Source organism: Spirosoma migulaei (assembly GCF_054776855.1).
In genome coordinates this window covers 517,291-542,190 of sequence record NZ_BAAHBG010000005.1, presented here as the reverse complement: position 1 = coordinate 542,190, position 24,900 = coordinate 517,291, and the positions used below count along the sequence as shown (strand labels likewise).

General features: G+C 50.3%; 20 protein-coding genes. 8 read left to right on the top strand and 12 right to left on the bottom strand.

Features of this window, described 5'->3' with window-relative positions:
* Positions 1–8: 8 nt before the first annotated feature.
* On the bottom strand, positions 9–1,670 hold the full coding sequence (locus tag ACYVGO_RS07780; protein WP_460968774.1) for an FAD-dependent oxidoreductase: 1,662 nt from the start codon (positions 1,668–1,670) through the stop codon (positions 9–11).
* Positions 1,671–1,764: 94 nt separating this feature from the next.
* The gene (locus ACYVGO_RS07775) at positions 1,765–3,180 is read right to left on the bottom strand and encodes an ATP-binding protein (protein WP_460968772.1); all 1,416 of its coding nucleotides are present in this window, start codon (positions 3,178–3,180) and stop codon (positions 1,765–1,767) included.
* A gap of 127 nt (positions 3,181–3,307) precedes the next feature.
* On the opposite strand from ACYVGO_RS07775, the gene ACYVGO_RS07770 reads away from it, so the two are divergent.
* Both ACYVGO_RS07770 and ACYVGO_RS07765 read left to right on the top strand, forming a co-directional pair.
* On the top strand, positions 3,308–4,252 hold the full coding sequence (locus tag ACYVGO_RS07770) for a ChaN family lipoprotein (protein ID WP_460968770.1): 945 nt from the start codon (positions 3,308–3,310) through the stop codon (positions 4,250–4,252).
* Between the two features lie 135 nt (positions 4,253–4,387).
* Positions 4,388–5,152, top strand: a complete 765-nt coding sequence (locus ACYVGO_RS07765; protein WP_460968768.1) for an SDR family NAD(P)-dependent oxidoreductase — start codon at positions 4,388–4,390, stop codon at positions 5,150–5,152.
* A gap of 56 nt (positions 5,153–5,208) precedes the next feature.
* Here the strand turns inward: ACYVGO_RS07765 and ACYVGO_RS07760 are convergent, their stop codons facing one another.
* A complete protein-coding gene (locus tag ACYVGO_RS07760; protein ID WP_460968767.1) occupies positions 5,209–7,656 on the bottom strand; it encodes an alpha-L-rhamnosidase-related protein in 2,448 nt (815 codons plus the stop codon).
* 78 nt (positions 7,657–7,734) lie between these two features.
* Positions 7,735–8,796 carry a hypothetical protein gene (locus tag ACYVGO_RS07755; protein ID WP_460968765.1) on the bottom strand — a complete coding sequence of 354 codons (1,062 nt, stop codon included), beginning with the start codon at positions 8,794–8,796 and terminating at the stop codon, positions 7,735–7,737.
* Positions 8,797–8,877: 81 nt separating this feature from the next.
* Here ACYVGO_RS07755 and ACYVGO_RS07750 point away from each other — a divergent pair, with 81 nt between their 5' ends.
* The 5 genes from ACYVGO_RS07750 to ACYVGO_RS07730 all read left to right on the top strand — a co-directional run bounded on the left by ACYVGO_RS07750 (position 8,878) and on the right by ACYVGO_RS07730 (position 13,450).
* Entirely contained in the window at positions 8,878–10,095 is a 1,218-nt protein-coding gene (locus ACYVGO_RS07750; RefSeq protein ID WP_460968763.1) for a GlmU family protein, read from the top strand.
* Between the two features lie 63 nt (positions 10,096–10,158).
* Positions 10,159–11,274, top strand: coding sequence for a DNA polymerase III subunit delta' (holB, locus tag ACYVGO_RS07745; RefSeq protein WP_460968761.1), 1,116 nt, complete (start codon positions 10,159–10,161; stop codon positions 11,272–11,274).
* Positions 11,275–11,349: 75 nt separating this feature from the next.
* On the top strand, positions 11,350–11,823 hold the full coding sequence (locus ACYVGO_RS07740; protein WP_246859319.1) for an ATP-dependent zinc protease family protein: 474 nt from the start codon (positions 11,350–11,352) through the stop codon (positions 11,821–11,823).
* Positions 11,824–11,885: 62 nt separating this feature from the next.
* The gene (gene rimK, locus ACYVGO_RS07735) at positions 11,886–12,794 is read left to right on the top strand and encodes a 30S ribosomal protein S6--L-glutamate ligase (protein ID WP_142775826.1); all 909 of its coding nucleotides are present in this window, start codon (positions 11,886–11,888) and stop codon (positions 12,792–12,794) included.
* 104 nt (positions 12,795–12,898) lie between these two features.
* A complete protein-coding gene (locus tag ACYVGO_RS07730; protein ID WP_460968759.1) occupies positions 12,899–13,450 on the top strand; it encodes a hypothetical protein in 552 nt (183 codons plus the stop codon).
* A 217-nt stretch (positions 13,451–13,667) separates the two neighbouring features.
* On the opposite strand, the gene ACYVGO_RS07725 is transcribed toward ACYVGO_RS07730, so the two are convergent.
* From ACYVGO_RS07725 to ACYVGO_RS07695, 7 genes are all read right to left on the bottom strand, one after another.
* A complete protein-coding gene (locus ACYVGO_RS07725) occupies positions 13,668–14,426 on the bottom strand; it encodes a DUF3575 domain-containing protein (protein WP_460968757.1) in 759 nt (252 codons plus the stop codon).
* A gap of 37 nt (positions 14,427–14,463) precedes the next feature.
* Positions 14,464–15,567: an NHL repeat-containing protein gene (locus ACYVGO_RS07720; protein ID WP_460968755.1), complete on the bottom strand. Its 1,104-nt coding sequence runs from the start codon at positions 15,565–15,567 to the stop codon at positions 14,464–14,466.
* Between the two features lie 96 nt (positions 15,568–15,663).
* Positions 15,664–16,512, bottom strand: a complete 849-nt coding sequence (locus tag ACYVGO_RS07715) for an outer membrane beta-barrel protein (protein WP_142775830.1) — start codon at positions 16,510–16,512, stop codon at positions 15,664–15,666.
* Between the two features lie 117 nt (positions 16,513–16,629).
* Complete coding sequence (locus ACYVGO_RS07710) at positions 16,630–17,346, bottom strand: VIT1/CCC1 transporter family protein (RefSeq protein WP_142775831.1); 717 nt, start codon at positions 17,344–17,346, stop codon at positions 16,630–16,632.
* Positions 17,347–17,423: 77 nt separating this feature from the next.
* Positions 17,424–18,107, bottom strand: coding sequence for a PepSY-associated TM helix domain-containing protein (locus ACYVGO_RS07705; protein ID WP_460968753.1), 684 nt, complete (start codon positions 18,105–18,107; stop codon positions 17,424–17,426).
* Entirely contained in the window at positions 18,052–19,575 is a 1,524-nt protein-coding gene (locus ACYVGO_RS07700; protein WP_460968751.1) for a DUF2271 domain-containing protein, read from the bottom strand. The genes ACYVGO_RS07705 and ACYVGO_RS07700 overlap by 56 nt, the downstream gene beginning before the upstream one ends.
* Before the next feature lie 360 nt (positions 19,576–19,935).
* A complete protein-coding gene (locus ACYVGO_RS07695) occupies positions 19,936–22,188 on the bottom strand; it encodes an ATP-binding protein (RefSeq protein WP_142775834.1) in 2,253 nt (750 codons plus the stop codon).
* A gap of 192 nt (positions 22,189–22,380) precedes the next feature.
* Between ACYVGO_RS07695 and ACYVGO_RS07690 the strand changes: the two genes are divergently transcribed.
* A complete protein-coding gene (locus ACYVGO_RS07690; protein WP_142775835.1) occupies positions 22,381–23,292 on the top strand; it encodes a TIGR01777 family oxidoreductase in 912 nt (303 codons plus the stop codon).
* 40 nt (positions 23,293–23,332) lie between these two features.
* Here the strand turns inward: ACYVGO_RS07690 and ACYVGO_RS07685 are convergent, their stop codons facing one another.
* Positions 23,333–24,757 (bottom strand): mandelate racemase/muconate lactonizing enzyme family protein, encoded by a 1,425-nt coding sequence (locus tag ACYVGO_RS07685; protein ID WP_142775836.1) that lies wholly within the window; start codon positions 24,755–24,757, stop codon positions 23,333–23,335.
* Positions 24,758–24,900: the final 143 nt, after the last annotated feature.

The window sequence follows — 24,900 nt, the reverse complement described above, 5'->3', positions numbered from 1 at the left end:
TATATCCGTTAAAATTCTGCCAGGTATTTATGTACAAAGCTCACAGCCATGGCACCCTCCCCTACGGCTGAAGCTACGCGATTCATGGCACCAGCGCGTACATCGCCAGCGGCAAAAATGCCTGCGCTGCATGTTTCGAGCAGGTATGGCTCCCGGTCATGTTTCCAAACCTGTTTAAAATCAGCGTAACGGGCCAGATCACGCCCAGTGGCAATAAACCCTTTGGGATCTTTAATGATGTTCATCTCGATCCAGTCGGTGAAGGGTTTTGTACCGATGAAAATGAATAATCCAGCCGCCTTCACCGTCCGACGTTCGTGCGAATCCATATTTTCCAGCACCAGACATTCTAACTGTTCGTTACCCAGCCCCTCAACCACTTCAGTACAGCCTAGGAGGGTAATGTTTGGAGTCCGGTTGATCTGGTCAATAAGATACTGCGACATAGTTTCGGACAAATCGGGCCGACGCACGCAGATAAACACCTCGGACGCAGTTCTGGACAGATACATAGCACCCTGGCCCGCGGAATTACCCCCGCCCACAATGTACACCGGCTTCCCTTTAAAGGCATAGGCTTCAGTGGTGGCGGCTCCGTAATAAACGCCAGCCCCCGTAAACTTATCGAGGCTTTCGTTCTCCAGTTTGTGGTACGCTACACCCGTGCTCAACACGATGGCCCGCGCAACTACCTCGCTGTCATCAGACATTTTTATGTGCTTGTACTGTCCCTGCGATTTAATCGATACCACCTCCTGAGGAGCCAGAAACTCGACGCCAAATCGTTGTGCCTGGGTAATGGCACGTCGGGTGAGGTCGGCACCGCTCAGGCCGTTAGGAAAGCCAAGATAATTTTCAATCCGCGAACTTGTACCCGCCTGCCCACCGGGCGCACGTTTATCGACCAGAATAGTTTTTAAGCCTTCGGAACCCCCATAAACGGCAGCGGCCAGTCCAGCGGGGCCAGCCCCAATAATAGCCAGATCGTACAAATCCTGGGACGCTTTGGGTTGTAACCCCAATTTGCCACCCAGTTCAGCAATGGTTGGCTGCGTCAGTATTGAGCCATCGTCAAGAACAACAACGGGTAAATCAGTTCGGCTTAGACCGTGTAAGTCAATCAGTTCCTGCGCCTGAGGGTCGTTTTCAATGTCGAGCCACTGATACGGGAACAGGTTACCCGACAGGAAATCCTTTAACTCATGCGACTGCGAGGAAAACTGGTAACCCACTAGTTTTAATCCATCAAAAGCGGGTCGATAGTCAGAAAACCAGTCGCCGAGCAGATCGTCCAGAACGGGGTAGAGTTTTTCTTCGGGCGGGTCCCAGGGCTTGGCAATGTAGTAATCTAACTGAACCTCATTAATGGCCCGCACAGCCGCATCGATATCCGAATACGCGGTGAGCAACGTTCGTTTGGCATTCGGGAACCACTTACGAGCCTGGATCAGAAACTCAACGCCCGTCATATCCGGCATTCGCTGATCGGATAGAAACAGGGCTACTTCTTCTCCCCGTTTCTTCAACTCAGGCAGTGAATCAAGCGCTTCCCGAGCCGAACTGGTGGCCATAATCCGGTATTTTTTTCGATACTGCTTCCGCAAATCCTGCTGGATGGCCTGCAATACCTGAGGGTCGTCGTCAATAGCAAAAATGATAGGAAGGCGCATAGTATTTAATGTAAAATGAATAATGATAAATGATAAATGAGGCATTCATGGAAGGCAGAATCATTATGCATTTTCCATTATGCATTGTACATTATCATTCGACTGGTAAACAAATACTAAACTCTGTCCGGCCGGGTTCCGACTGGACTTTGATGGAGCCATTATGGTGTTTTATAACGCCCTGCACAATATCGAGGCCGAGGCCGGTACCTTTGCCAATCTCCTTGGTTGTAAAAAAGGGCTCGAATATTTTATCCTGAATATCCTTCGGAATACCCGTTCCGTTGTCAATTACTTTGGTCAACACAAACTCCATGTGCTCCTCCGACCGGCGATCTACCTGGCTACTAATTTCCAGTTGACCCCCATCGGGCAGGGCATCAATGGCGTTGTCGAACAGGTTGGTCCAGACCTGGTTCAGTTCGCCCGGCCAGCCACAAACAGCAGGCAGATCATCGGGCAGATTGAGTTTTACGCCAATGTGCTTACTCTTGACTTTATGATCTAACAGGATAAGCGTATTACGAATACCCTCTGCCAGTTGAATACGCTCTTTTCCCACACCCCGATCCATATGGGTGTAGTTTTTTATCGAATTGACCAGTGTTGAGATTCGTTTGGATGCCTCGCTAATATCCAGCACCAAATTTTCCGTTACCAGATTATTAACCAACCAACTAATCACACCGGCCAGATTATCATCCCCAATTTTTTCCAGAATCCAGTCCAGATCAGCTACGGTAAAACAGTACTCAACCAATGGTCCGGCCAGATCTACGGAGTCATCAACCCCATGATCGTCGAGCCAGTCGGTAAGGTCATCTTCAAGACTACTCCGCTCAAGCAGGGTTAGTGGTTTTGCCGCACCCTTTGCCAGACACTGATCTAATTTCCCAAAAAATACGGTATTTACGGAGTCCACCTGTTCATCGGTCAGCTTGAGATGCATGATGGTTTTAAAGGCCTCAGGCGTAGCCCGCATATGCGTTTTCAGCGTATCGGCAGATCGTACGACGGCGGCTACCGGGTTGTTCAGTTCATGCGCCAACCCGGCCGATAAACGCCCAAGTGACGCCATTTTCTCGTTCTGCTGCGTCAGCTTGGTAAAATCCCGAATGCGGGTGTTCATTTGATGAACAAACGTTTCAGTGAGTTCATAACAACTATGAATCAGATCAGGCAGGTGATCGCGGTGAAGCCGGAGTACATGGGTGGTCCGCTCCGCCATCATCCGATTCGGGATGCTTTTCATCCTTGAAAACGGCAGAACACCCAGAATAGAGTGGTCCTCATAGGTGATTAACTCGTCACCCATACCATTGGAGCCCGATTCGATCCGAATACGCCCTTCCAGCAATAATATCAGATAATCAACGGGTTCATTCGGTTTATAAATAACCGTTTCGGCAGGAAAACTAACTTCTTCAGACCGATCAATAAGCCACTGAAGCTGTTGATCAGGTACCTCAGCTAATGCCGGAAACTGCCGCAGGGTTTCTAGTAAATTCATTGGGAAGAGAGGATTAACTACCAAAAAGGTAACGAATTGTTCGGACGATTGGTTACAGAATTGACTGATTGGCTAATAACTTCCCAAAAGTTCAATACTTTCGGGAGGCTGAACATTCTACTTTCTCATGCGACCTATCCTTGTTTTACTTTGTGTCCTGGCGTTTGCTTTCCGTGGTCCTGACCGGCCTGCCTACCGCCTGTATACGCAGAACCTGAAATCGACCACCTACGCCAAATTACTTCGTCAGGCTACCGAGGCCGATGTGGTATTTTTTGGCGAACTGCATAATGACCCCATTTGCCACTGGCTTGAACTCCAGCTCACCAAAGATTTACAGGCCGCAAAAAAAGGCAATCTGATTCTCGGTGCAGAGATGTTCGAGTCGGACAATCAAACTGCCCTGAGCGATTACGTACAGGGAAAAACCACGGCGAAAGAACTGGCTACACAAGCTCGCCTGTGGCCCAACTTCACGACCGACTATAAGCCCATTGCCGATTTCGCCCGCGAGCAACACATTCAGTTTATTGCCACGAATGTACCGCGTCGATACGCTCGACTAGTATCTCGTCAGGGGTTATCAGCCCTCGATACGATTTCTGCCGAAGCGAAGCGTCAGGTGGCTCCCCTGCCGCTAACCGTCGACCTGACCCTGCCTGGCTACAAAGCTATGATGGACATGATGAGCTCACCAGCACCAAGCAGCAGTACAACGACCAGTGGAACAAGCACTTCTACTACGGCAAATCTACACGGAACAACCAGCGACATGACGGCCAATTTTGCCCGCGCCCAGGCCATAAAAGACGCTACGATGGCTTATTTTATTCAGCAAAACCTGAAACCGGGCCAAACGCTCCTGCACTTCAATGGCGATTATCATTCTAAAAACTTTGAAGGAATCGTCTGGTATCTGCGCCAGCAACAATCCACCGGAGCTACCCGACCGCTCAAAATTCTGACGCTCTCTTCGGTGGAAGTATCGGACATTGATAACCCCGCCAGTGAGAACCGGAATCTGGCCGACTTCGTGCTGGCCATCCCTACCGACATGACGAAAACGTATTGATAGTGGCGTTAAATAAGTTTTAAGGAAAATTTTATTTGTTTACGGTTTATGGTATTCAGTCTACGGTTGGCTGACGCATATGTTGCTTACGCGTCAGCCAACCGTAGACTGAATACCATAAACCGTAAACTATTCATGCTTAAAGACTTACTCAACCTTTCCGGGAAAAATGCCCTAGTAACCGGCTCCAGTCAGGGTATTGGCCAGGCAATAGCAATGGCTCTGGCCGAATTTGGCGCAACTGTGCTCATACATAACCGACACGGTGATGAAGAGGCACAACAGGTAGCCAACCAGATTCGACAACGAGGGGGTAAAAGTGCGGTAATTGGGGTTGATTTTAGCGAAGATGCTGCTGTCGAATCCCTATATCGACAGGCAACTGAACCCTTTGGCCCCATCGATATTCTGGTGGCCAACGCGTCGGTACAGGTACCAAAAAAGTGGGAGGATACTACGGTCGATGATTTCGATAAGCAGGTAAACGCCAACTGGAAATCGACGCTCCTGATGATACAACGGTTTGCACCCGCCATGGCCGAGCGCGACTGGGGGCGCATTCTGACCATTGGCAGCATACAGGAGTTGAAACCACATCCCGCCATGCTCGTTTATGCAGGCACCAAAGCAGCAGTAGCCAACATGGTTCGGAATCTGGCCCTGCAACTGGCCGACCAAGGTGTTACAGTCAATAACCTCTCCCCCGGCGTCATCGACACACCCCGTACCAACGAACCTGCCCCACCCATTCCCGACAAAATCAGTCAACGCATGACTATTCCCATTGGCTCCGAAGGGCAACCCGAAGACATTGCCGGAATGGCCGTTCTTCTATGCTCCAACGCAGGCCGCTATGTAACAGGACAAACCATTTTTGTGGATGGCGGAATGGGGTTATAATAGAATGGATCGGGTGTTATGCAATAGCTGGGTCTGGGTGCCTACATAGGTCAGACTTATTGCAAACGCACGCGGAGTGAAGGCCCATTTAGCTCAACAAAATCAGAATCAGCATTGCTCTGCACGGGCACCTTTTTGCCGTTTACCTCCCAGTTCCGGTATTTGCCTTTTGGGAATGTCAGCCTCACGGTCCAGTTGGGTTGTTTTTGAGTGATCGACAATGTCAACTGCTCGCCCGCTTTGGCGTAGCCCATCGACAGCATGTTGTCGCCTATGGCCACGTTGGCAACGCTGGCTTTGTCCCAGGCACCGGGCATTTGCGGCTGAACTACAATTAATTTACGGGACGCTTCGGGGCGAATACCAAAAAATTGCTTGATGATCGGTACGGCATAGCTGTACATGTTCCAGGCCTGCGTAACCATGCCGTAGTCCGGCGACACTTCGTAAATAGAGCCCGGAAAGGCGTAGCTAAATGTTTTGGTCATTCGTTTCAGATAGCCCAGTGCTTCGTCGGGATGGCCATAATTGTTTTCTCCAATCGTGCCCACACCCGTTGGTAAGGTCATTACCGCGCCGGTATAGGTAAATACTTTCTTGTTCAGGGTGAATGACCCCTCATCGTTTCCGGCCGACTCGTCGCGGTCGATACCCGTAACGAACAGGCCAAACGGGTTCGTAAATTTGCTGGCCGTTTGAAGCGCAATAGCCGCCTTACCGGGATCGGCGACCCCCGTTTCCATGGGCGTGTTAACCACCCAGTTATGGTGCAGCACAAAGCCTTTTTTGGTATCCTCGGGCAACAGACGCAGCTTCTGCCGGGTGGCTTTCAGTTCCTCCACTGCCCAGGGTTTGTGTAGCGTATCGGCCCGAACAATGGCCCCTTCCACAAGTTGCAAAGCCTCGGCTTTGGTCCCGATAAAATCGGCATAGGAACCGCTTTCGGGTACCCAGAAATCGGTGTTTATTTTCGTTTTCAGGGTAGCGGCTTTGCGCTGATAATCCATCGCCAGCGTTTTGTCGCCGAGTTCCGACGCCATGTAGGCCGCATTGGCAAAAGCCTCCTGCGTATACACCGCCACATCGATCATCTCGCTGTTCATGCCGTGGATTTCCATCATGCCGAAGCCATCGGGAAGCAGGTTTTTGTCTTTGTCGTTTTCCGCCAGCAACCAGGTCATTCCTTTTTTTACCGTCGGGAAGTACTTGCGAAGAAAGCCTTTGTCGCCTGTCCATCGGTAGACTTCAGCGATCATACTGGTAAACTGGGGCACTTCGTTCAAATTGCCGGGATTGAAAACCGCGCCGTTCGTCGACACTTCGTGAATGATCCGTCCGTTGCCATTTTCCTTTTCAGATATTTTATTCAGCAGGTCGACGGAATCATACACCAGTTGCCGGTTTCCCGTTGTGATCAGACCCGACAGGGTGTAGCAGCCATCAGCCCCAAACCACCATGGATAATCGGGCAAACCCGCCGACAACCCCCGACCAATTTCGGGCACTTCGCGAATCAGCCAGTCGGTATTGTATTTCACCCAGCGAAACGCCTGTTCCAGTTTTTTGTCCGGCATATGCACCGATGCCAGTTGGTCGATGGTGGCGTACCGGTTTTTCTTACCAGCCAAATAGTTATAGGCATTTTTCTGAACATCGGCAAAGGTCCGGTTGGCTGCTTCGACCGATTTGTATGAACCGGCAATGGTAATAGGCAGTTGTGTTTTTCCGTTGGCGGGCACCGTGATCGTGTACACCAGCGAAGCCGCACATCCTTTCCCGGCCGATACAAACTCGCAGCCTTTGTTTTGATGATGCTGGCGGGCGGGAACATTGGCACCAAATACAACGAACCAGTCATTTTTTTGATCCTTCGCCAGCCAGGATTGTGCTTTTGCCTGCCAGGTTGCCTGATCGGGTGCATCGACCATGTTGGTGCGTTCGCCCAGCCAGGTCGGACGCAGATCCGTATGGGCTGTCCAGGTAAACTGAAGCGTGAGCGGCTTTGATTGCTTGTTTACAAAGGTATATTCCACCACCATACCCTCTTTGTTGTCGGGCACAAACTGAAAGCGCTCCACGTCCAGCCCGTCGGTCACCCGTTGGTACAGGTGCTTATTGGCAAACGGATAGTTGATGAATGTATCAGCTTTATCGAGGCAAACCGCTTGCTGCCCGATGGTGACCGAGGCTGTAAAACCATCCATTAACTTGATCGGGTGATCCCAAATTCCGCCCATTTCGCCCGTTATGTGCCAACCCAGATCCGGAAATTTACCGTCCTGATGCCCAACCAAGTACAACCGATTGCCAGCCGTTACGAAAGGCGATGCCAGGTATTCTTTCTTCCCGGAAATAGACTCGACCTGCTTCACAAGCCCCTGAAGCGGTTGCTGCGCGGCTGTTTTCTGATTACAGGTTAATAAAAGGGCAACAGCAGCTAAGCTAGCCGTAGCGAGTTTATGTCTACGAAGAGTCCCAGAAGCCGACTGTCCATGTGTTTTCATGAATTATGCAATTATATGTTCGTAAAGTTACGTCTTTATAAATAGTTCGCTTACTCCGTCCGGATCCACTTTTCGCGTTCACACATCATACATAACAACGTATTCCGCCACCAGCGCCCAGCAGTGGGACTCGCATTGCCAGCGCATTTGCGTAAGCGGACGGTCGGCGAACCGGCGCAGCCAGGGCTGTTCGTAGGCCGTGAGCAAGCCCGCAATGAAGAAGTGAAAGGTATCGAAATCCTGTTCGATCTCGTTGAGATTGATGGCAGGCACCGGTTCGCCCAACCACCCCAGTGCCGTTGCCAGCAATAGTTGTTCCACCCGGTTCGTGGCATTAGTCAACTGGTGATGCGCGTCGGCGATCAGGCGGGGGCGAATAGGTTTCAGTTCGGAAATAGCAAAAGCGGCCATCAATCGCGCCAGATGGTAGATAATGAGTGACGTTCGGGCATAGTGGGGCGCACATCGGAACGGCTCTGATACATACCGTCCTGATTCCACTACTGATCGCAGATAAGTCAGAGAATCTGTATCATGCTGATTTAAAGGCAATTTGTACTGATAAATACAATAGAGCAGGTTACTCAACGCACAGGCATCGAAATCCACGCCCATGTTTTTGCCGAACCAGGTTGAGTAAGCGCGTAGCTGCCGGTATTCCGGGTAGGTATTCCGAATCTGGTGTCGCTGGCTACCGTTGGCGTGCTGACTCAGTTTGTCTTTCAGCCAGAGGGCGTCCGACTGGGGCTGAGTCGTTGTCAGGTACACCATGGCCGTATCGTCGATGTCGTCGGGGATACGAAAATGCTCAAAACGATGGAACAGAAAGCCGTTCGGGAAGTGTCGGGAGGGGCGCGTAGGCCAGAAATTGTAGGTATTCAGGCCGTCTTTATTTCGAAAAATTGGGTAAGTAATTGTGGCTCGTTGCGTAATCTGATCAATCAGCGTTTGGGCGATAGGCGATACTCTGGCGCGCAACGTTTGTAAAGTAAACACGGTAATGGCCGTAAAGAAAACATTCGTATCTGCCCGCCGGTAGCCTAGTGCATCATTCCGACGTACCGACGGGAACAGGTCATCCTTACCCTGCAAATAGGCAATGCGCTGAATGATGGTGTCGATAGATAAGGCCGTCGTCATTTTGGTAAAAGTACTCTTTCATGTATTCTCTTTTTACAGATTAAGGTTAGATATTTGCCACTAGATCCATTGACGTACTCAATGCCAAACCTGATTTTATTTGACGACCCGGTTATCCGAACTGCGCTGCTGCCCTTCACCTTCACCAGGCCGGTAGCAGGCATCCGAATTGGCATCCAGACACTGGCCGAGAAGTGGGCTGATGTGCTTGGACAGCCCGGATCGTTTTTAACCGAACCCTACTTACAGACCAAATTTCCGCAAATCGCCGGAGATGATAACTGGTATGTTAACGGCGCGGTTTGCCCCACATCAGCCTTGCAGGAAGCTATGGCGACTCTGGCAGCGGGTGCAGGACTCATTACCGCGGATGGGGTCGTACTGGTCGTTCGAACGAGTAGTCCACTGGCTACCCCACCAACCGTGGATGATGCGTACGACTTTCAGACATTTTCCAACCCGCTCACGATTGTCTTTAATCCGTGGGATATTTTCGTGCATAATGGCGATCAAATCCGTGCCGACTTTACTCGCTTAACCGCCGGGCGAACCTCAACACCGATCACAGACCCATTTACGCGTTGCTACGCGCCTGAGAACATTTTCGTAGAGCCTGGTGCTACCATCCGGGCGGCTATCTTAAATGCAGAAGGTGGGCCGATTTACATTGGCAAAAACGCCACAATTAGCGAAGGCTCCATTGTGATCGGGCCATTTTCGCTGGGCGAAGAATCAACAGTAAATTGGGGTGGCAAAATGCGTAGTAACACCAGCATTGGCCCATTCTGTAAGGTTGGGGGCGAAGTAGGTAACTCTATTTTCTTTGGGTACAGTAACAAAGGCCATGACGGGTTTCTCGGAAATTCTGTGATTGGCGAGTGGTGTAATCTGGGCGCTAATGTGAACAACTCAAACCTAAAAAACGACTACAGTAACGTTAAGCTCCACTCCTACGCAACCGGCCATCTCGAAGATACAGGGCGGATTTTCTGCGGCCTGATGATGGGCGATTTTACCAAAGCGGGTATTAGCACCATGTTCAACACAGGCAGCGTTGTGGGCGTTAGCGCCAATGTGTTTGGCAGCGGATTTCAGCCAAAACATATCTCCTCCTTTTCGTGGGGGGGCGCTATCGACGGTTTTGCTACCTACCGACTTGAGAAAGCGCTTGAAGTAGCAGCCGAAGCCTTCAAACGACGAGGTAAGTCGTTTGACAAACAGGAAGAGGCTATCTTACGGGAAATTTTCACGAAAGAACGAACTCGCTCATTTGATAAGCCATCCCGCTTCGATTTGTAGCCTCTCGCAGCGTACAAACTACATGGCCATTGAGGGCCGTTCTGTTTGTTCTACCCTGATCTTATGCAATTTTCCGAAATAGTTGGCCAGGACGAAACCAAGCAAATGCTGTTACGGGCGGTTCAGACGAATCACCTCGCCCATGCGCTGCTGTTCGACGGACCCATGGGCGGTGCTAACCTCGCACTAGCCCTGGCAATGGCCCAGTACGTCAACTGCGAAGACAAACAGCTCAGTGATTCCTGTGGACGGTGTGCGTCCTGTGTGAAAGTTCAGAAGCTCGTTCACCCTGATCTACACATGGTTTTTCCGGTGGCAAATCTGGCCAAGGGAAAAAATTCAGAAGCGTATTTAATCGACTGGCGGAAATTCCTGATCGAACAACCCTATCGCAGCTTACCCGAGTGGCTTGAAACGATGGGGGCCGATAATAAGCAAGGCAATATTTCGGCCGAAGAAGCCCGAAATATTCTGCAAAAACTATCCCTGAAAGCCTACGAAGGAGCGTACAAAATCATGCTCATCTGGCTCCCCGAGCTCATGAACGTGACCTCGGCCAATGCCCTGTTAAAAGTATTGGAGGAGCCGCCTGCCCAAACGCTGTTTCTGCTCGTGACCAATCAGCCCGATAAGCTGCTGATCACGATTTTGTCCAGAACGCAACGGGTAGCCGTGCGCGCCTTTACCGATGAGGAAGTGGCCACCTACTTACGCCAGCACCTGAACCTCGATGAAACCACCGCCCGACGTCTGGCCTACCTGGCCGATGGTAACCTGGCCGAAGCCCTGCACCTAAGCCAGCACGATACGGCATCAACGGATCAGCATACCTGGTTTGCCGAGTGGATGCGAACCTGCTACCGACAGGATTTAATTTCGCTGGTTAAACAGGCCGACCAGTTTGATGGTTTCAGTAAGGAAAAACAGAAAGGATTGCTGGAGTACAGTATCCGTCTGTACCGCGATCTGTTTCTGTGGCAGCAGGGAGCCGCTGAATTACTACGGTTGCCAGATAATGAACTGGCGTTCGTCAAAAACTTCTCTAAAATACTAACGATCAACCACATCGAGCACATCGTGCACGATCTAAACGAAGCTACGTACCATCTGGAGCGCAACGCCCGCGCCAAAATGATTATGCTGGACATGTCTCTCACATTTAGCCGGTTAATTAGATGAAGTTATTGAGTTATTGGGTTACTGGTTATTCAAACGACTAGTAACCCAATAACTCAATAACCCAATAACTACATCATGACTCCCCGAACGCCTAAGCCAAAACAGATCATCGGCATGACGGACCTTGTCGACTTCCCGGACCTGGGCCTCTTCGATGTGCAGGCTAAAGTCGATACAGGAGCTTATACATCGTCGTTACACTGCAAAGATGTTCGGCTGGTCAAGTCGGGCGTTCGCCGGATTTTAAGCTTTTTACTAATTGACAAAAACGGAGAAGAGGAACGGCCCTATTATAGCGACCAGTTCAGCCAACGCATGATTCGCAACTCGTTCGGTGTGGCAGAAAAACGGTATGTTATCAAAACCCGAATCATCCTGTTCGGGCGCACAATTCGGGCAGAGTTCACGCTTGCCGACCGGGAGAATCTCAAGAATCCAGTGCTGCTGGGTCGTAAACTGCTTCGTAATCGCTTTATCGTAGACGTTTCTCAGAAAAACTTATCCTATCAGAAAAAAAGCCGTCAGTTATCAGTCGACAATGGCCAGTAAGACGGGCCAGTACCGTTTACTCACCATCCTTACCCGCTGACGGTTATCGACTAACCACTTTTATGCGTATTGCCATTTTATCGGCTAAGGCCGATTTATATTCTACTCAACGACTTCTCGAAGCCGCCAGTCAGCGTGGCCACGAGGGAATTGTAGTTAATCATTTGAATTGTCAGGTCATGATTGAAGGCGGCAAGCCTTCGGTACTTTACCAGGGCCAGGAACTGGATTCGCTCGATGCGGTGGTACCGCGCATTGGAGCTTCCGTAACTGACTACGGTTGTACGGTTGTCCGGCAGTTTGAGATGATGGGCGTGTTCACAACCGCCAAATCACAGGCAATTCTGCGCTCGCGGAACAAGCTGCGGAGTTTGCAAGTCCTCTCAAAAGCGGGGGTCGGCTTACCCAAAACAGTGTTTGCCAACCATCCTAAAAATGGCGACATTACTCAACTCATTCAGCTCGTTGGCGGCCCGCCAGTAGTGATTAAGTTACTGGAAGGAACGCAGGGCATTGGCGTTGTGCTGGCCGAAACAACCAAAGCGGCCAAGTCCACCATCGAAGCCTTCTACGGCCTGAAAAAGAACGTGTTAGTCCAGGAATTTATCGCCGAGTCCAAAGGCTCCGACATTCGGGCGTTTGTCATTGGCGGGCGCGTAATAGGTGCCATGAAACGGCAGGGCGTTGAAGGTGACTTTCGGTCCAATATTCACCGGGGTGGCAATGCCGTTTCGGTAGCACTTACTCCGGAAGAAGAACATACCGCCCTGGAAGCTGCCCGCGCATTGGGCCTGAAAGTAGCCGGGGTTGATATGCTCCAATCAGAACGTGGCCCGCTGGTGCTGGAAGTCAACTCATCGCCAGGGCTGGAAGGCATCGAAACCGCCACAGGAACCGACGTTGCTACCCAGATCATTGCCTACATCGAAGACAAAATCCGCGCCGACGAAGGGGACACGGTGGGGGTTTAAAAGTGATAATGAACAATGGATAATGTAGAATGAACAATGTAGTTTTACCCATTATTCATTCTACATTATCCATTGTTCATTTTACATTATTCATTGTTCATTAAATGGCCCTCGACTCTGATCTAAAGAAAGCTATTGTCCGAATGTCGGGCGTGGAGAAAGATAAACTATTGCTCCGTCTGATTGCGAAAGACGCTGTGCTTACAGAACGCCTTCAGTTCGAGCTGGTGGAAGAAGGTAAGACGATTGATGAACGGCGTGGCCTGATCCGGGATTTTATTGACCGAACCGCTAATCTTCATGCTGATACACCCAGCTGGCTTATGATGGATATGCGCACAGTGAGTGGTTACATCAGTCGCCATCTAAAGGTTACGAAGGATAAATACGGTGAGGTCGAACTGATGCTATATATGCTCAATACATTCTACGACCACAATGCTCATCTGCTTCAGAAGTACAACTCCCGAACCGACAAAGCAGCCGAGTACGTTGCCAAACGCACCGACCAGGTCCTGAAAAAAGCCATCAAACTCGACCCCGATTACCACATCGAGTTTGCCGACGAGATCAACAAACTCCTCAGTTGGGTTAACTATACGGCCTCAGCGCACTATGCTCGCCAACTGGGCCTGCCCAAGGAGTGGCTGGTGTGAGATTTTCACTGTCTTCCCGTTTGTTAGCAGGATGTAGGTATGCAAGAGTACATGTGGTGGCACACCTACAACATACCGAATAATCCCGGGATACTTCTTTACTATAAACATTTGATCGCTACGTGATTATGATCAGGCCGAGTTAACTCAATAAACTATCAACCCAACTGGCAAGGAGTATTACCCACGCCAACCAGAAGCCAATGAAACCTGCTCGTCAAAAACTATACGCCAACGCCAGCCCAAATGCCCGAACGCCGTAGTAGGGTCCGTTTAAAGTAGCGGTGATGGTTGGTAGATTCAGGGATGATTGCACTGTGTAGAGTGGCAGTTGCGTATTGTCGATATCGCTTTTCAATTTCACAATATCGGCCGGTTTCAGACTGGGCCAGAGGGGATCTTCTCCCGTGAACGTGGATTTCACATTCGTGCCATAGAAGGGCCCCAGCAACCACAAATCGAGGCCGATGTGTTTACCAAATAGCCATTGGTAACCCAGCAAAATGCCAGCTCCTCCCCCACTGAAACTAGCATTCAGATGCGCATGGTGTAGAATACCATCGCTGGGTGTATAGGTATAATCATTGCTGATATCCATACTGGCGTACCGCACGAAGGGGGCAACGTACCAGCCCGTGGGCGCGTACCCCGCCAGATATAGCCGGTATTCGAGGGTTGCAATTCGCTTGGTAAACAGCGTCGTTTCAATCGCCCGTCGGGCATCCTGATTATCTCCATATTGATTCAGAAGTGCATCCTTGAATGGCAGTGGCGCATCGGACGAAAAACTACCCGAAAGCGTCAGGGAACTATGTCGGTTTAAAACGCGCTCAACTTGCGCGGTGTAACTATTGACAACAACACCCGACATATTAAACTTAACAACAGTCCGGTTCGTGAGTACCTGCGCCTGTGCATTTATAAGGCATAGCTCAATAGCCAGTAAAGTCAGCAGCAAACGTGATTGGGTTTTCATACAGTTGATTGTTTATGGGTATGGGAGGATTCACTATCTATTGCTGAATGACGATTTTCCGAATGGCCTGGTTAGTCAGATCGGCTACGTACAACACGCCCTTGCTGTCAATCGTAATAGACCGTATGTCACTAAACTTGGCGGCCGTGCCCGTCCCATCGGCATAGCCCGTACCACTGCCAGCAATCGTCGTTACGGTACCATCGGGCGTAACCCGACGTATTAGTGTATTGTCTGCTACGTACAGATTTCCTTGTTTATCAGCCACTAAGCTGGTTATATTTCTGAACGTAGCAGCTGATCCTTTGCCGTTGGCAGTACCTAATACTCCCGGCTGGCCCGCCAGCAAACTGACCACACCTGCCGGAGTGATTTTTCGGACACAGGCATTGGCATCCCCTACGTACAGATTACCATCGGTATCAAAGGCGAGTGCATCAGGGTTACTAAATTGAGTAGCACTCAATGTCCCATTGGCGTATCCTCGTGTGCCGCCCGCAAAAATGGAGAGGTTACTAGCGTGGAAAAGTCGAATAGCTGTGCCGTCGGAAATGTAGATATCACCGTTTGTTGCGGCAGCGAGACCATAAAAACCCAGCGGAGTACCAATCCCAATCGGTACGATAGCCGTGGTACTAACGACACCTGACGGCGTAATTTTTCGAATGGCAGCCCGAGTGGTACTGTTCTCCGACAGGAGTAGGTTTCCCGCTACATCACGACTCACATAGGTACCACCTGCCAGATAGAACGAAGCAGTCGTCCCCGTTCCATCGGTTATACCAACGGCTCCACTTCCAGCTAGTGTCGTTACAGAGCCTGTTGGCGACACGAGCCGGATGCGGCCATTATTCAGATCAACCACATAAATATTATCGGCCAGATCGCACACCAATGCCGATGGATTTTTAAAGCGGGCAGCAGAGCCTGTTGCATCTACATAACCTTCTGCGCCATTACCAGCTAGTGTCGTAACGATAGCCACACTGCCTGCCGCGGCCGTCGACGAAGGAGGTGAAGTTGTGGTAGAAGATGGCGGAGTTGTGGTACCAGGCGTAGGCGAATCGTCTTTTTTTGAACAATCGACCAGTAGCAGGCCTAAGATTATTGTTAGTAAGCAGCAGCTAAGGATGTATTTCATGGGTTGGATATTTTATTGATTTGTCCAACAAAACACGGTTACCGTACCCCTGCACACAATAGTTAGTACTAACTACTTTACCGATAGGTCAATAGCTTATTTTTTGCGCAGCTTGTCTACAAATGCCTTGAGTGGATAAGCAATGTTGAGGCTCAGCGACCGATTTTTAGTCTTATCATCCCCAGCGCCGGGGTTAATATTGAGTAAACCTACTTCATACTCCAGGCTCAGGCGCAACCCCTGTTCTAGCTGATAGCCCGCAGTAAGTGCTACTCCCGCATCGAAGCGACGGTAGCCATTGAGTTTGTCGAAAGCAGCAAAGGAATCAGAACCACCTTGATAGGTATAGCTGGTTTTTCCCCATAGTCCATACCCCAAGTAGATACCCGGCCCACCAAACAGGCGACCTTTGCTGTTGGGCAGGTCGTAGTTATAGAGTGCGTAGCCCATTGTTTCCAGATAGGTCATGCGCGTTTTAGATGTACCGTAGCCGTCCTCATCTTTGCCCCCTTTGCCAATAAGTTGAAACCCGTAGAGTAAGCTGACATGGCTCAGAAACGGGGGCTTGTCAGCCGGTGACGTGGGGCCAGGCAGATTGGTATTGGCCGCTAACAGGGTAGCCGGATCAGCGGGAATTGGCGTGCGATAAGACTGAGTATTGTAGTAATTGAAAATCTGATTGATCATCCCCTGGTTATTAAACTTTATAGCGAGGTTAAGTACCAGCACATCGCCAGGATGATTTCTCAGATTATTAAGACCGGGAGTATACTCGTAAGAAGGCCCGGATAATCGCAACCGGGCTAAATCAATCGAAGCAGACAGGAACGTTTGAATTTTTTTATCCAAGTCGGTTGGCGGTCGCTGCGGAATCATTTGCCCCCAACCAATCCGCGACGACACCCAAATCAGCAGTACCAACAATCCACACGTAGCGTTTTTCATGACCGAAGTAGTTTTGGTTGATCCACCAAAATTCTACTATCTCAGTCCGCTGTCATATAGTTAGCACTAACCATTTTTAGTTAAAAACGGCTTCGTGTACGTGGATATGCTAACTCCTTACCCAAACAATCGGGCTACACCAAAGGCGGCTGCGGCTGCCAGTGCACCAATCAGCATCACTTTAAACGCACCACTAACGGGTGGCTGTCCGGTAACTTTGCTTTTGAAATAGCCGAAAATAAACAAACAGATCAGCGTTACCCCAGCCGAGTACAGCAACGCTTCGTGAGGCTGCGTGACCAGAAAATAAGGTACCAGCGGCACCAAACCACCCACTACATAGGATAGGCCAATGGTTAAGGCACTTTTCGTGGCCCGGTTCGGATCGGGTTCGTCAAGTCCCAGTTCGTATTTCATCATAAAGTCTACCCACTTCGTCTTGTCTTTGGCCAGCTCATCGGCAATAGCCACTTGTAGCGCAGGGCTTAATCCCATGTCGGCAAACACATCGCGAACCTCTTCCTTTTCACGTTCGGGTACGGTTTCCACCTCCATCACTTCGCGTCGTCGCTCCGATTCGTAGTGATCAGCTTCCGTACGGCCCGCCAGATATCCGCCCAACCCCATGGCAATGGAACCGGCAACAATCTCGGCAATTCCGGCGGTAACAATCAATGACGAGTTAGCTACGGCTCCACTCAGGCCAGCAGCCAGAGCAAACGGGACAGTCAGTCCATCGGCCATGCCAATGACTATATCTGAAATAAAATCTGAACTCTGGAGGTGTTGTTCATGATGGGGTCCGTGCGAATGGCTATGACTGGTGTTTGACATGTTCTTCTTGACGAATAGCCCGGGTTAACGAGTATTTATGGCGGGTAAAGGTACCGATAACAACCGTACATACCCTATCAGCGGATGCCGATAGCATAGACCAAATACACGATCACGAAACCTACTATAACGACCATTAGCCCAGCTAACCGGCGTTTTTTCAGAAAGAGTAACAAAACTAACCCTGTTACTGACACCAGCGCCATAAAAATGGCAGCTCCGTCAATTACCAGTGACCAGCTCTTACCCGTATCCCGACCTTTGTGCAGATCATTAATGACCGCCACCAGGCCCATGCGTGTTTCGGTAAGCTGGTACGTTCCTTTCTCTCGATCAATCGTGGCATCGGCCGAGTAGCCCGGCCCCCGAAACGCTATTGAACATTGACGGTCGTCAATTCTGAAATCATTAACGGCCCCTTTAATACTGTGGCTACTCCGCAGTTGCTCCACAATGCCCAGTTTATTTATGGCCGATGTATCAGGCGTTTTTACCCAGGCCAACGGAACCGTGCCTTTATAATCAGTCGTACTAAACTGATCGTCGAACCAGTCGGCATGGTTAAGTGTAAGGCCCGTTACAGCGAAAAACAGGACAATGACGAAACTGAACACCGACAAATACAGATGAAGCCAGCGGGTTAAAGCTGCTCCCCCGAGTTTCCAGACCGGCTTACTTCCTGAACTGGAACGAGGCTTTGGCGAATCAGCGGGCGTCACCTTTTTTGCGATAGTCCAGAGCTGCGGTTGCAATTTCGACATTACCAGGAAGCGTTTGTTGTTTAAGTTTTCCGTTGAAGTCCATGGCCTGCCGGATGATCTGGTAGGAGCCATGTTCTCGGGCAGCTTCAATGCAAATGGTATATTTCGCCTGCTTCACGTATTGCCCGGCATTATCTTTCCCATCCCATTGAAGTGAATACTCCCCTGGCGAACGGGTTGCGCTACTGATCGAATTGGCGTCGAAATCAGCGTTTCGCTGCATTGCATAAAAGTCACGCAGTTCAGGCAGCCAGCGTGGTTTATTATACCAAAGCGCCAGATTCCGAACTGGCTTTCCATTTTCATCCTCGATCCATACCGCTACAAAAGGCCGGTGCGAACGTCCCTGAAACAGGGGCAGTTCAAAATTAATCAGCAACTCCTGGTCGGGGTTCCATAGCTTATCTTTCTGTGGAGACACGCTCATTAAACGCGCCGTCTCTATTTTGTTAGTTACGAGTTGTGCTGGCATTGCCAGGCCATTCCAGCCGGGACTGGGGTGCTGTAGACCATCGGATGTTACAATAAAGAACTCCGTATTTGGAATAGTGGTGGCCAGTTGTGCGCTCTCAATAGGCGTCAGAATGTTAAAAGCCGTTGCCAGTGCACCTGCCGTTACAGCATCAGGATGCACCACGGTGGCACTCGCAATAGCATTGGCAGGTTGGCCTGTTCGGGGATCGATGATGTGCGAATACCAGGTGCCGTCTACCGCCACACCCCGCCGATAATTACCGCTGGTAGCAACAGCCTGGTTCTGGATGGCAATACGTGCCAGCGGTTCGCTGTTTTCGGCCGATGCCCGGGGATTAGCCATCGTAACCGGCTCGGTCCAGTTACCCCGAATGACCAGATCACCACCACCATTGAGTACCACAGCCTGTACATCAGCAACGCCCAGAGCTGCTTCAGCCGCCCGGTCAAGTACGTAACTTTTAGCAAATGTGTGTAACCGAAGCGATGCCTGACTCAATCGGGTAGCGGTCTGGTTGGCTGGATCGAGTAGCCAATACCGTTGTTGCGTGGTGGCCAATGCCATACCCAGGTTTGCTTCTGATGGCAGTGCATTCTGTTTAGCGGCCTGTTGCCAGAGCTGACTGATGTGTTCAGCACTCGCATTGATGACACCTCCCGTTAGGTCAAGCCACCTATCGAACTGGCCCAAAACAGCAAAAAGATCGCTGGAAACGGGGACTGCGGTATCGTTGGAATTCAACCATTGACTGAATTCACTATCGGGACGATGACTGCTCAACACCTGACTCAATCGGTCAATTTCGGCCAGAGCTGCCTGCTCAGCCCGTTGGGCAGCGGTGTACGAATTGGCCAGAGCTTTCAGCGTGAACGAGGTACCCAGCACGTTTTCAACATGGCTGATATATATGCCTACGCCTTGCATAGGGAGGTTTGCCGTAAGACCAGGAGCCAGAAGGGCATAACCGGCCAGTCCAAGATTTAATGCGCTCATCAGGTTGCTTATACTAGTGGTTGCAAGTCTATTGTGTCTATAGAACGCTGATTTCTATGATTCTGGGCGCCAGAGCGGCTAAGATTTATGCTGATTTGAATGGAATAAAAAGAACTGTTTTCTAGCCAAGGATCACCTTCTTATTCATCTTAACTGATTACATCATAATCAAATCCAGCGAATCATAAAAATCAGTGTTCTATTGTTTTGTATGACAGAGACGAAATTGCCACGTATTGACTAATCCCGAAACTCAATCTGGCTGAATGCCGACTTTCGCCGTTCAGATCGCCTTTTTTTCAGGGTAAGTAAGCTGTAATTAGACGAGTGTGGGATAAATTTATAGGTGCAGAAAGGCATTTATATGGCACTGATTTCAATAACGACCAACGTCCCACCTTCCGCTTTACGCTGGATTTCCATCTGACCGTTCAGATATGCCACTTTCGAGCGGATGGCGCTGAGGCCCATGCCGTCTTTACCTGCATTATCGGCAATACCTACTCCGTTGTCATCAATCATGAGGGTCACATGTTGCTGATGGTCAACGACCTCTACGGTAGCCTGCGTAGCATGAGCGTGTTTAAGAATGTTATGCACCAGTTCCTGAATAATTCGATACAGCTCGTTCAGGAATGAAATTGGGTAGGCATCTGGGTTTTCGAAGCCCACAATGATTGTGTCCAGGTGAAGTCGTTCCGCCATATTAACCGATTCTGCCAGATCTTCAACGGCATGCCGGAACCCATACCGTTCAATCAACAGGGGCGTCAGCCGATGGCTTATCCCTCGCACAGTTGATGACACGGACGTTAGTACATCCTGGGTTTTCTGCAGCTTTGGACCACTTTGCACGTGTTCTGGCCCTTTTTCCAACACCGACGATACATTGAGCGTTGCGAGGGCGAGCATCGCGTTTACTTCGTCATGAAGTTGATCGGCGATTTTCCGACGCTCATTTTCTTCGGCGTTGATGATTCCCTGCATCAGGTCGATATGGCGTTGCTTTTCCAGTTGTTCCAACTGGCTTTGTTGCAAGGCTTCCCGCTGCCGAGCGCGCACCTGCCGGTTTCGAACATACAGCGCCAATAGCCCGATCGTGAGCAAGGCCAGCGCGATGATAACACCGTAAAATCGACGTTCGCGTTGGAGTTGCCGTTCGCGAGCTTCATTTTCGGCATTTAACCGACTGATTTGCTGTTCCTTGTCACGAATGCGAACACGCGCCAGTATCTGCTGTACGGCTCGGTACTGGTTCAGGCTGGTGAGCGAGTCCCGGATTGCATAATAGGTATCTAATGCCTGTCCGTACTGGACGTAATTGCCCTGAGCTTTGTTGAGCGCGGCTAATGATTGGTAGTAGTATAACCCAACGGCCGAGTATTGACTAACAGTTGCAGCTTTCGTTAAGGGTTCCAGCATCTGGCGAGCCTTGGTATAGTCACCGAGTTTCAGCAGGGCTCTGGCGTAAAATAGTTCGGGGGGAATACGCGAAAACGAAGCCGATGTTACCCCTTTTGAAAGCGATTGTTTGTAGTAATCGGCGGCCTTCGTCAACTGGCCATCCTGTTCGGCCAATAAACCAGCGGCCAGAAAATAACCGGAATAGGGAATGTCGGCCTCAGGCCCACCAAACTGCCGCCGACTCGAATCGACGAACGCTCGCGCTTGTTTAAACTCGCCCTGATACACCCGGATTATCGCCATTTCGGCATTGAAATACGGTACATTGGGTGCCTTGGGATTGGGCCGTACCAACGCATCATACACCATATCGGCAAACTTACCCGCATTCTCGTAATCGGTTAGTAACAGGTTCAATTGGGCTAATTTGAAGAGAACTGTGGGCCGTGGGCTGCGAAAATAAACGGTCGTACGTTCATAAAAACGGGGATTTCGGGACAAGCTGCTATCATTGGCAAGTTCGAGCAGGCTATCGAACGCCATCACCTGCTGCTGCGGATTGGTTAAGCAGTACGACGCCCGGCTATGCAACGCCATAAACAGTGCATTTTTATTCGGCAACCCCGTTGCCAGCTGAATTGCTTCATCGAAATCAGCCCGCATGGCTTCAGGCTGGCCTGATCGACTGCGCGACGCCCCCCGAAATTCACGCAGCAGCGCCAGCGTTTCGCGGTCATTGGCCGCACGGGCAGCCTGTTCGCCAAGGGCTAAATAGCGTGTCAACGAATCGGGCTTATCCCAATCGTAATACAGCTGAACCGTGTATGTCAGGGCATGGCAATAAAGCAGAGGGATAGGTCGTGCATTCTGGCGAGCCTCCCGAAAGAGCGGTTCAGCCTCATCATAATGGTTGAGCGATTCTTTCGCCTTGCCCCAGTTAACAAGCAGAATATGTATCCAGCGCCGATTACCCGTTTGCTTTACCCTGGGCACGTACTGAGCCAGCCAGTCGTAGGCTAAGTTCAGGTTCGTCTGACCCATATCCTGGATCAGGTCGCAGGTCTGCCGAAAGGTGGTTTCGGAAATCGGTTGCCTCTGGAGCCGAGCCCAGGCCGCCTTCCCTTCAGCTTCGGTATAGGTACGTGCCTGCCCAACAACATACGTTAACAGCACGAGCAGGATAGAAAACACAAGTTGCCGGGTAGCCATGATGAAGGTTGTTTAGCCGCAGTCAACATATATACGTAAAAATAGCCTCCTAACCCTGCAACCTGAATACTATTGAGCGAGTGGACTAAAAATCAACGACTTAGGCAACAATACCAAGAATTCAATATACTCTTCTCACAAACAACCTGCTAGCTTGATTCGTTATACGTTTATACCCACCACCTCATACGCATGAATCAAACAGTTTTGATTACAGGAGGTACCGGCTCAATTGGCCGTCGCCTAACTCAATTGCTTCAACAGGAAGGCTACCAGGTTTCGTTGTTAAGTCGGTCACAAAAGAACATTCCCGATGTGCGTGTGTACCAATGGGACGTCAAAAAGGGGCACATCGACCCACAAGCCATTCGTACAGCCAACCATATTATTCACTTAGCGGGAGAAGGTATTGCCGATGGGCGTTGGACTGACCAACGCAAGGAAGAAATCATAAGCAGCCGTACGCAGTCTACCGAACTCTTGGCCGAAGCGCTACGTACCAATAAACACCAGGTTAAGTCGTTCATTGGAGCCTCGGCCATTGGCTATTATGGGGGCGATACCGGCGACCGACCCCTGAATGAGAGTAATGTAGGAGGCAGTGATTTCCTGGCTCAGGCAGTACGGGCCTGGGAGCGCTCGGAAGAGGAGGTCGCATCCTTGGGAATTCGTACCGTGAAGCTGCGAATTGGGGTTGTCCTGATGAAAGACGGTGGTGCTTTACCCAAATTAGTCCAACCCGTTCGGTTGGGTGCAGGGGCCCCCATTGGATCAGGTCAGCAGTATATTTCATGGATTCATCTCGATGACCTGTGCCGGCTGTTTATCAAGGCCCTTTCCGATCCATCGTGGCAGGGAGTTTACAACGCCGTTGCCCCAAATCCGGTCACCAATGAAACCCTGACTCGAGCCATCGCTCAGGTACTCCATAAGCCTATGTTACTGCCTAACATTCCTGCTTTTGCCATTAAGTTGCTCTATGGTGAAATGGCTATTGTTGTTACAGGTGGTAACTATGTATTGAACAAACGTATTGCCGAGGAGACCAACTTTACCTACCAGTATTCGGACTTGGGTAGGGCGTTGGAGAGTTTACTCATGTAGCGTGGCCGGGCTGGTGCGCCAGCCCGGCCACGCTACATACTTAACTCCACTCCCGATCGGCAGAATCTTTCGTGTTCCACACGTCGGTAGGCGCAAACCAGGTGCCTCCTTTTTTGAGGAATTTCTTGGCAACTTCCTCATTCAGTTCGACACCCAGACCCGGCTTCTCAGGAACGCGCACAAATCCTTTCTCAACGATAGGCTTCATCCCTGTAACCAGGTCCTCCCAACCATTCACATCAACGCCGTGGTGTTCCAGCGCCACGAAATTCTCGGTAGCAGCCGCGCAATGCACGTTCGCCATCATCGAAATCGGCGAACCAGCAAAGTGCATGGCCATAGGAATACCTTTTTCTTCAGCATAGTCGCCAATCTTTTTGGTTTCCAGCAAACCGCCCGATGAGGCCAAATCCGGGTGAATCATATCAATGGCTTTCGCATCGATCAACTTGATAAATCCTTCTTTGAGGTAGATATCTTCGCCGGTTAGCGTTGGCGTATCGATGGCGTCAGAAATTTGTTTCCATTGATCCGTATAGAACCAGGGCACAAGGTCTTCGAGCCAGGCCAGTCGGAATGGCTCCATGGCTTTCCCGATCTGAATGGCTGTATTCACGTCGAAGTGACCAAAGTGGTCGGCAGCTAACGGCGTATCGTAACCCACAATATCACGCACTTTGCCCACGTGCTCCACGAGCCGGTCCAAGCCTTTTTTCGTGACCTGAATACGCGTAAACGGGTGTTTTGTATTGGCATAGTTACCCAGCTTACCGGGCTCCGAATCGTTCCACTGCTTTTTTACGCTCCAGTTATTGGCGTTTACCAGCATACCTGGCTGATCGGCCAGCATACCGATACCGAAATCCATTTTCAGGAATGTGTATCCCTGATCCCGGCGTTTCTTCATATTCTCAGCAAAACCTTCATAGGTATCCGCTTCGGGTGTATCGGCATATAAGCGGATGAAGTCACGGTATTTACCACCGAGGAGTTGATAAGCGGGCACATTGTACGCCTTTCCGGCCAGATCCCAAAGTGCCATTTCAACACCACAGACGCCACCAGCCGCGCGGCTTTGTCCGCCAAACTGCTTGATCTGCTTAAAAATCTGCTCCACATTACACGGATTCTTGCCCAGTAATCGACTTTTCAGCATGAGCGCGTAGTTGGCACTGGCACCGTCACGCACTTCGCCCCAGCCAACCAGGCCCTGATTGGTATCAATCCGGATGATCGGACTGCTGAATGGGACACCCTGTAAAATGGCAACCCGCATATCCGTAATTTTCAATTCCGACGGTTTGGCGTACCGACTTACTTTCTGGGTGATAAATTCCAGTTCCTGGTCCGGCGATTTATCGAACATAAGACCGAGCGATAAGCCCCCTAATCCGGCTTTACGGAAAAAGTCGCGTCGATCGGAGGTGCTGTCGGGGGAAGACAAGCGGGAGAAACTATTTTTCATGGCAAAAATTGAGGGGTTTAAGGCGATTCAAACAGAATTTTCAGAATAAGTTGGCGGCTATGTTCTGGCAACCTGATACTAAAGTATGGGTAAGCTTATTCGATTAATCTGATAGTTATATAAGTTGATTAATGCCAGTATTT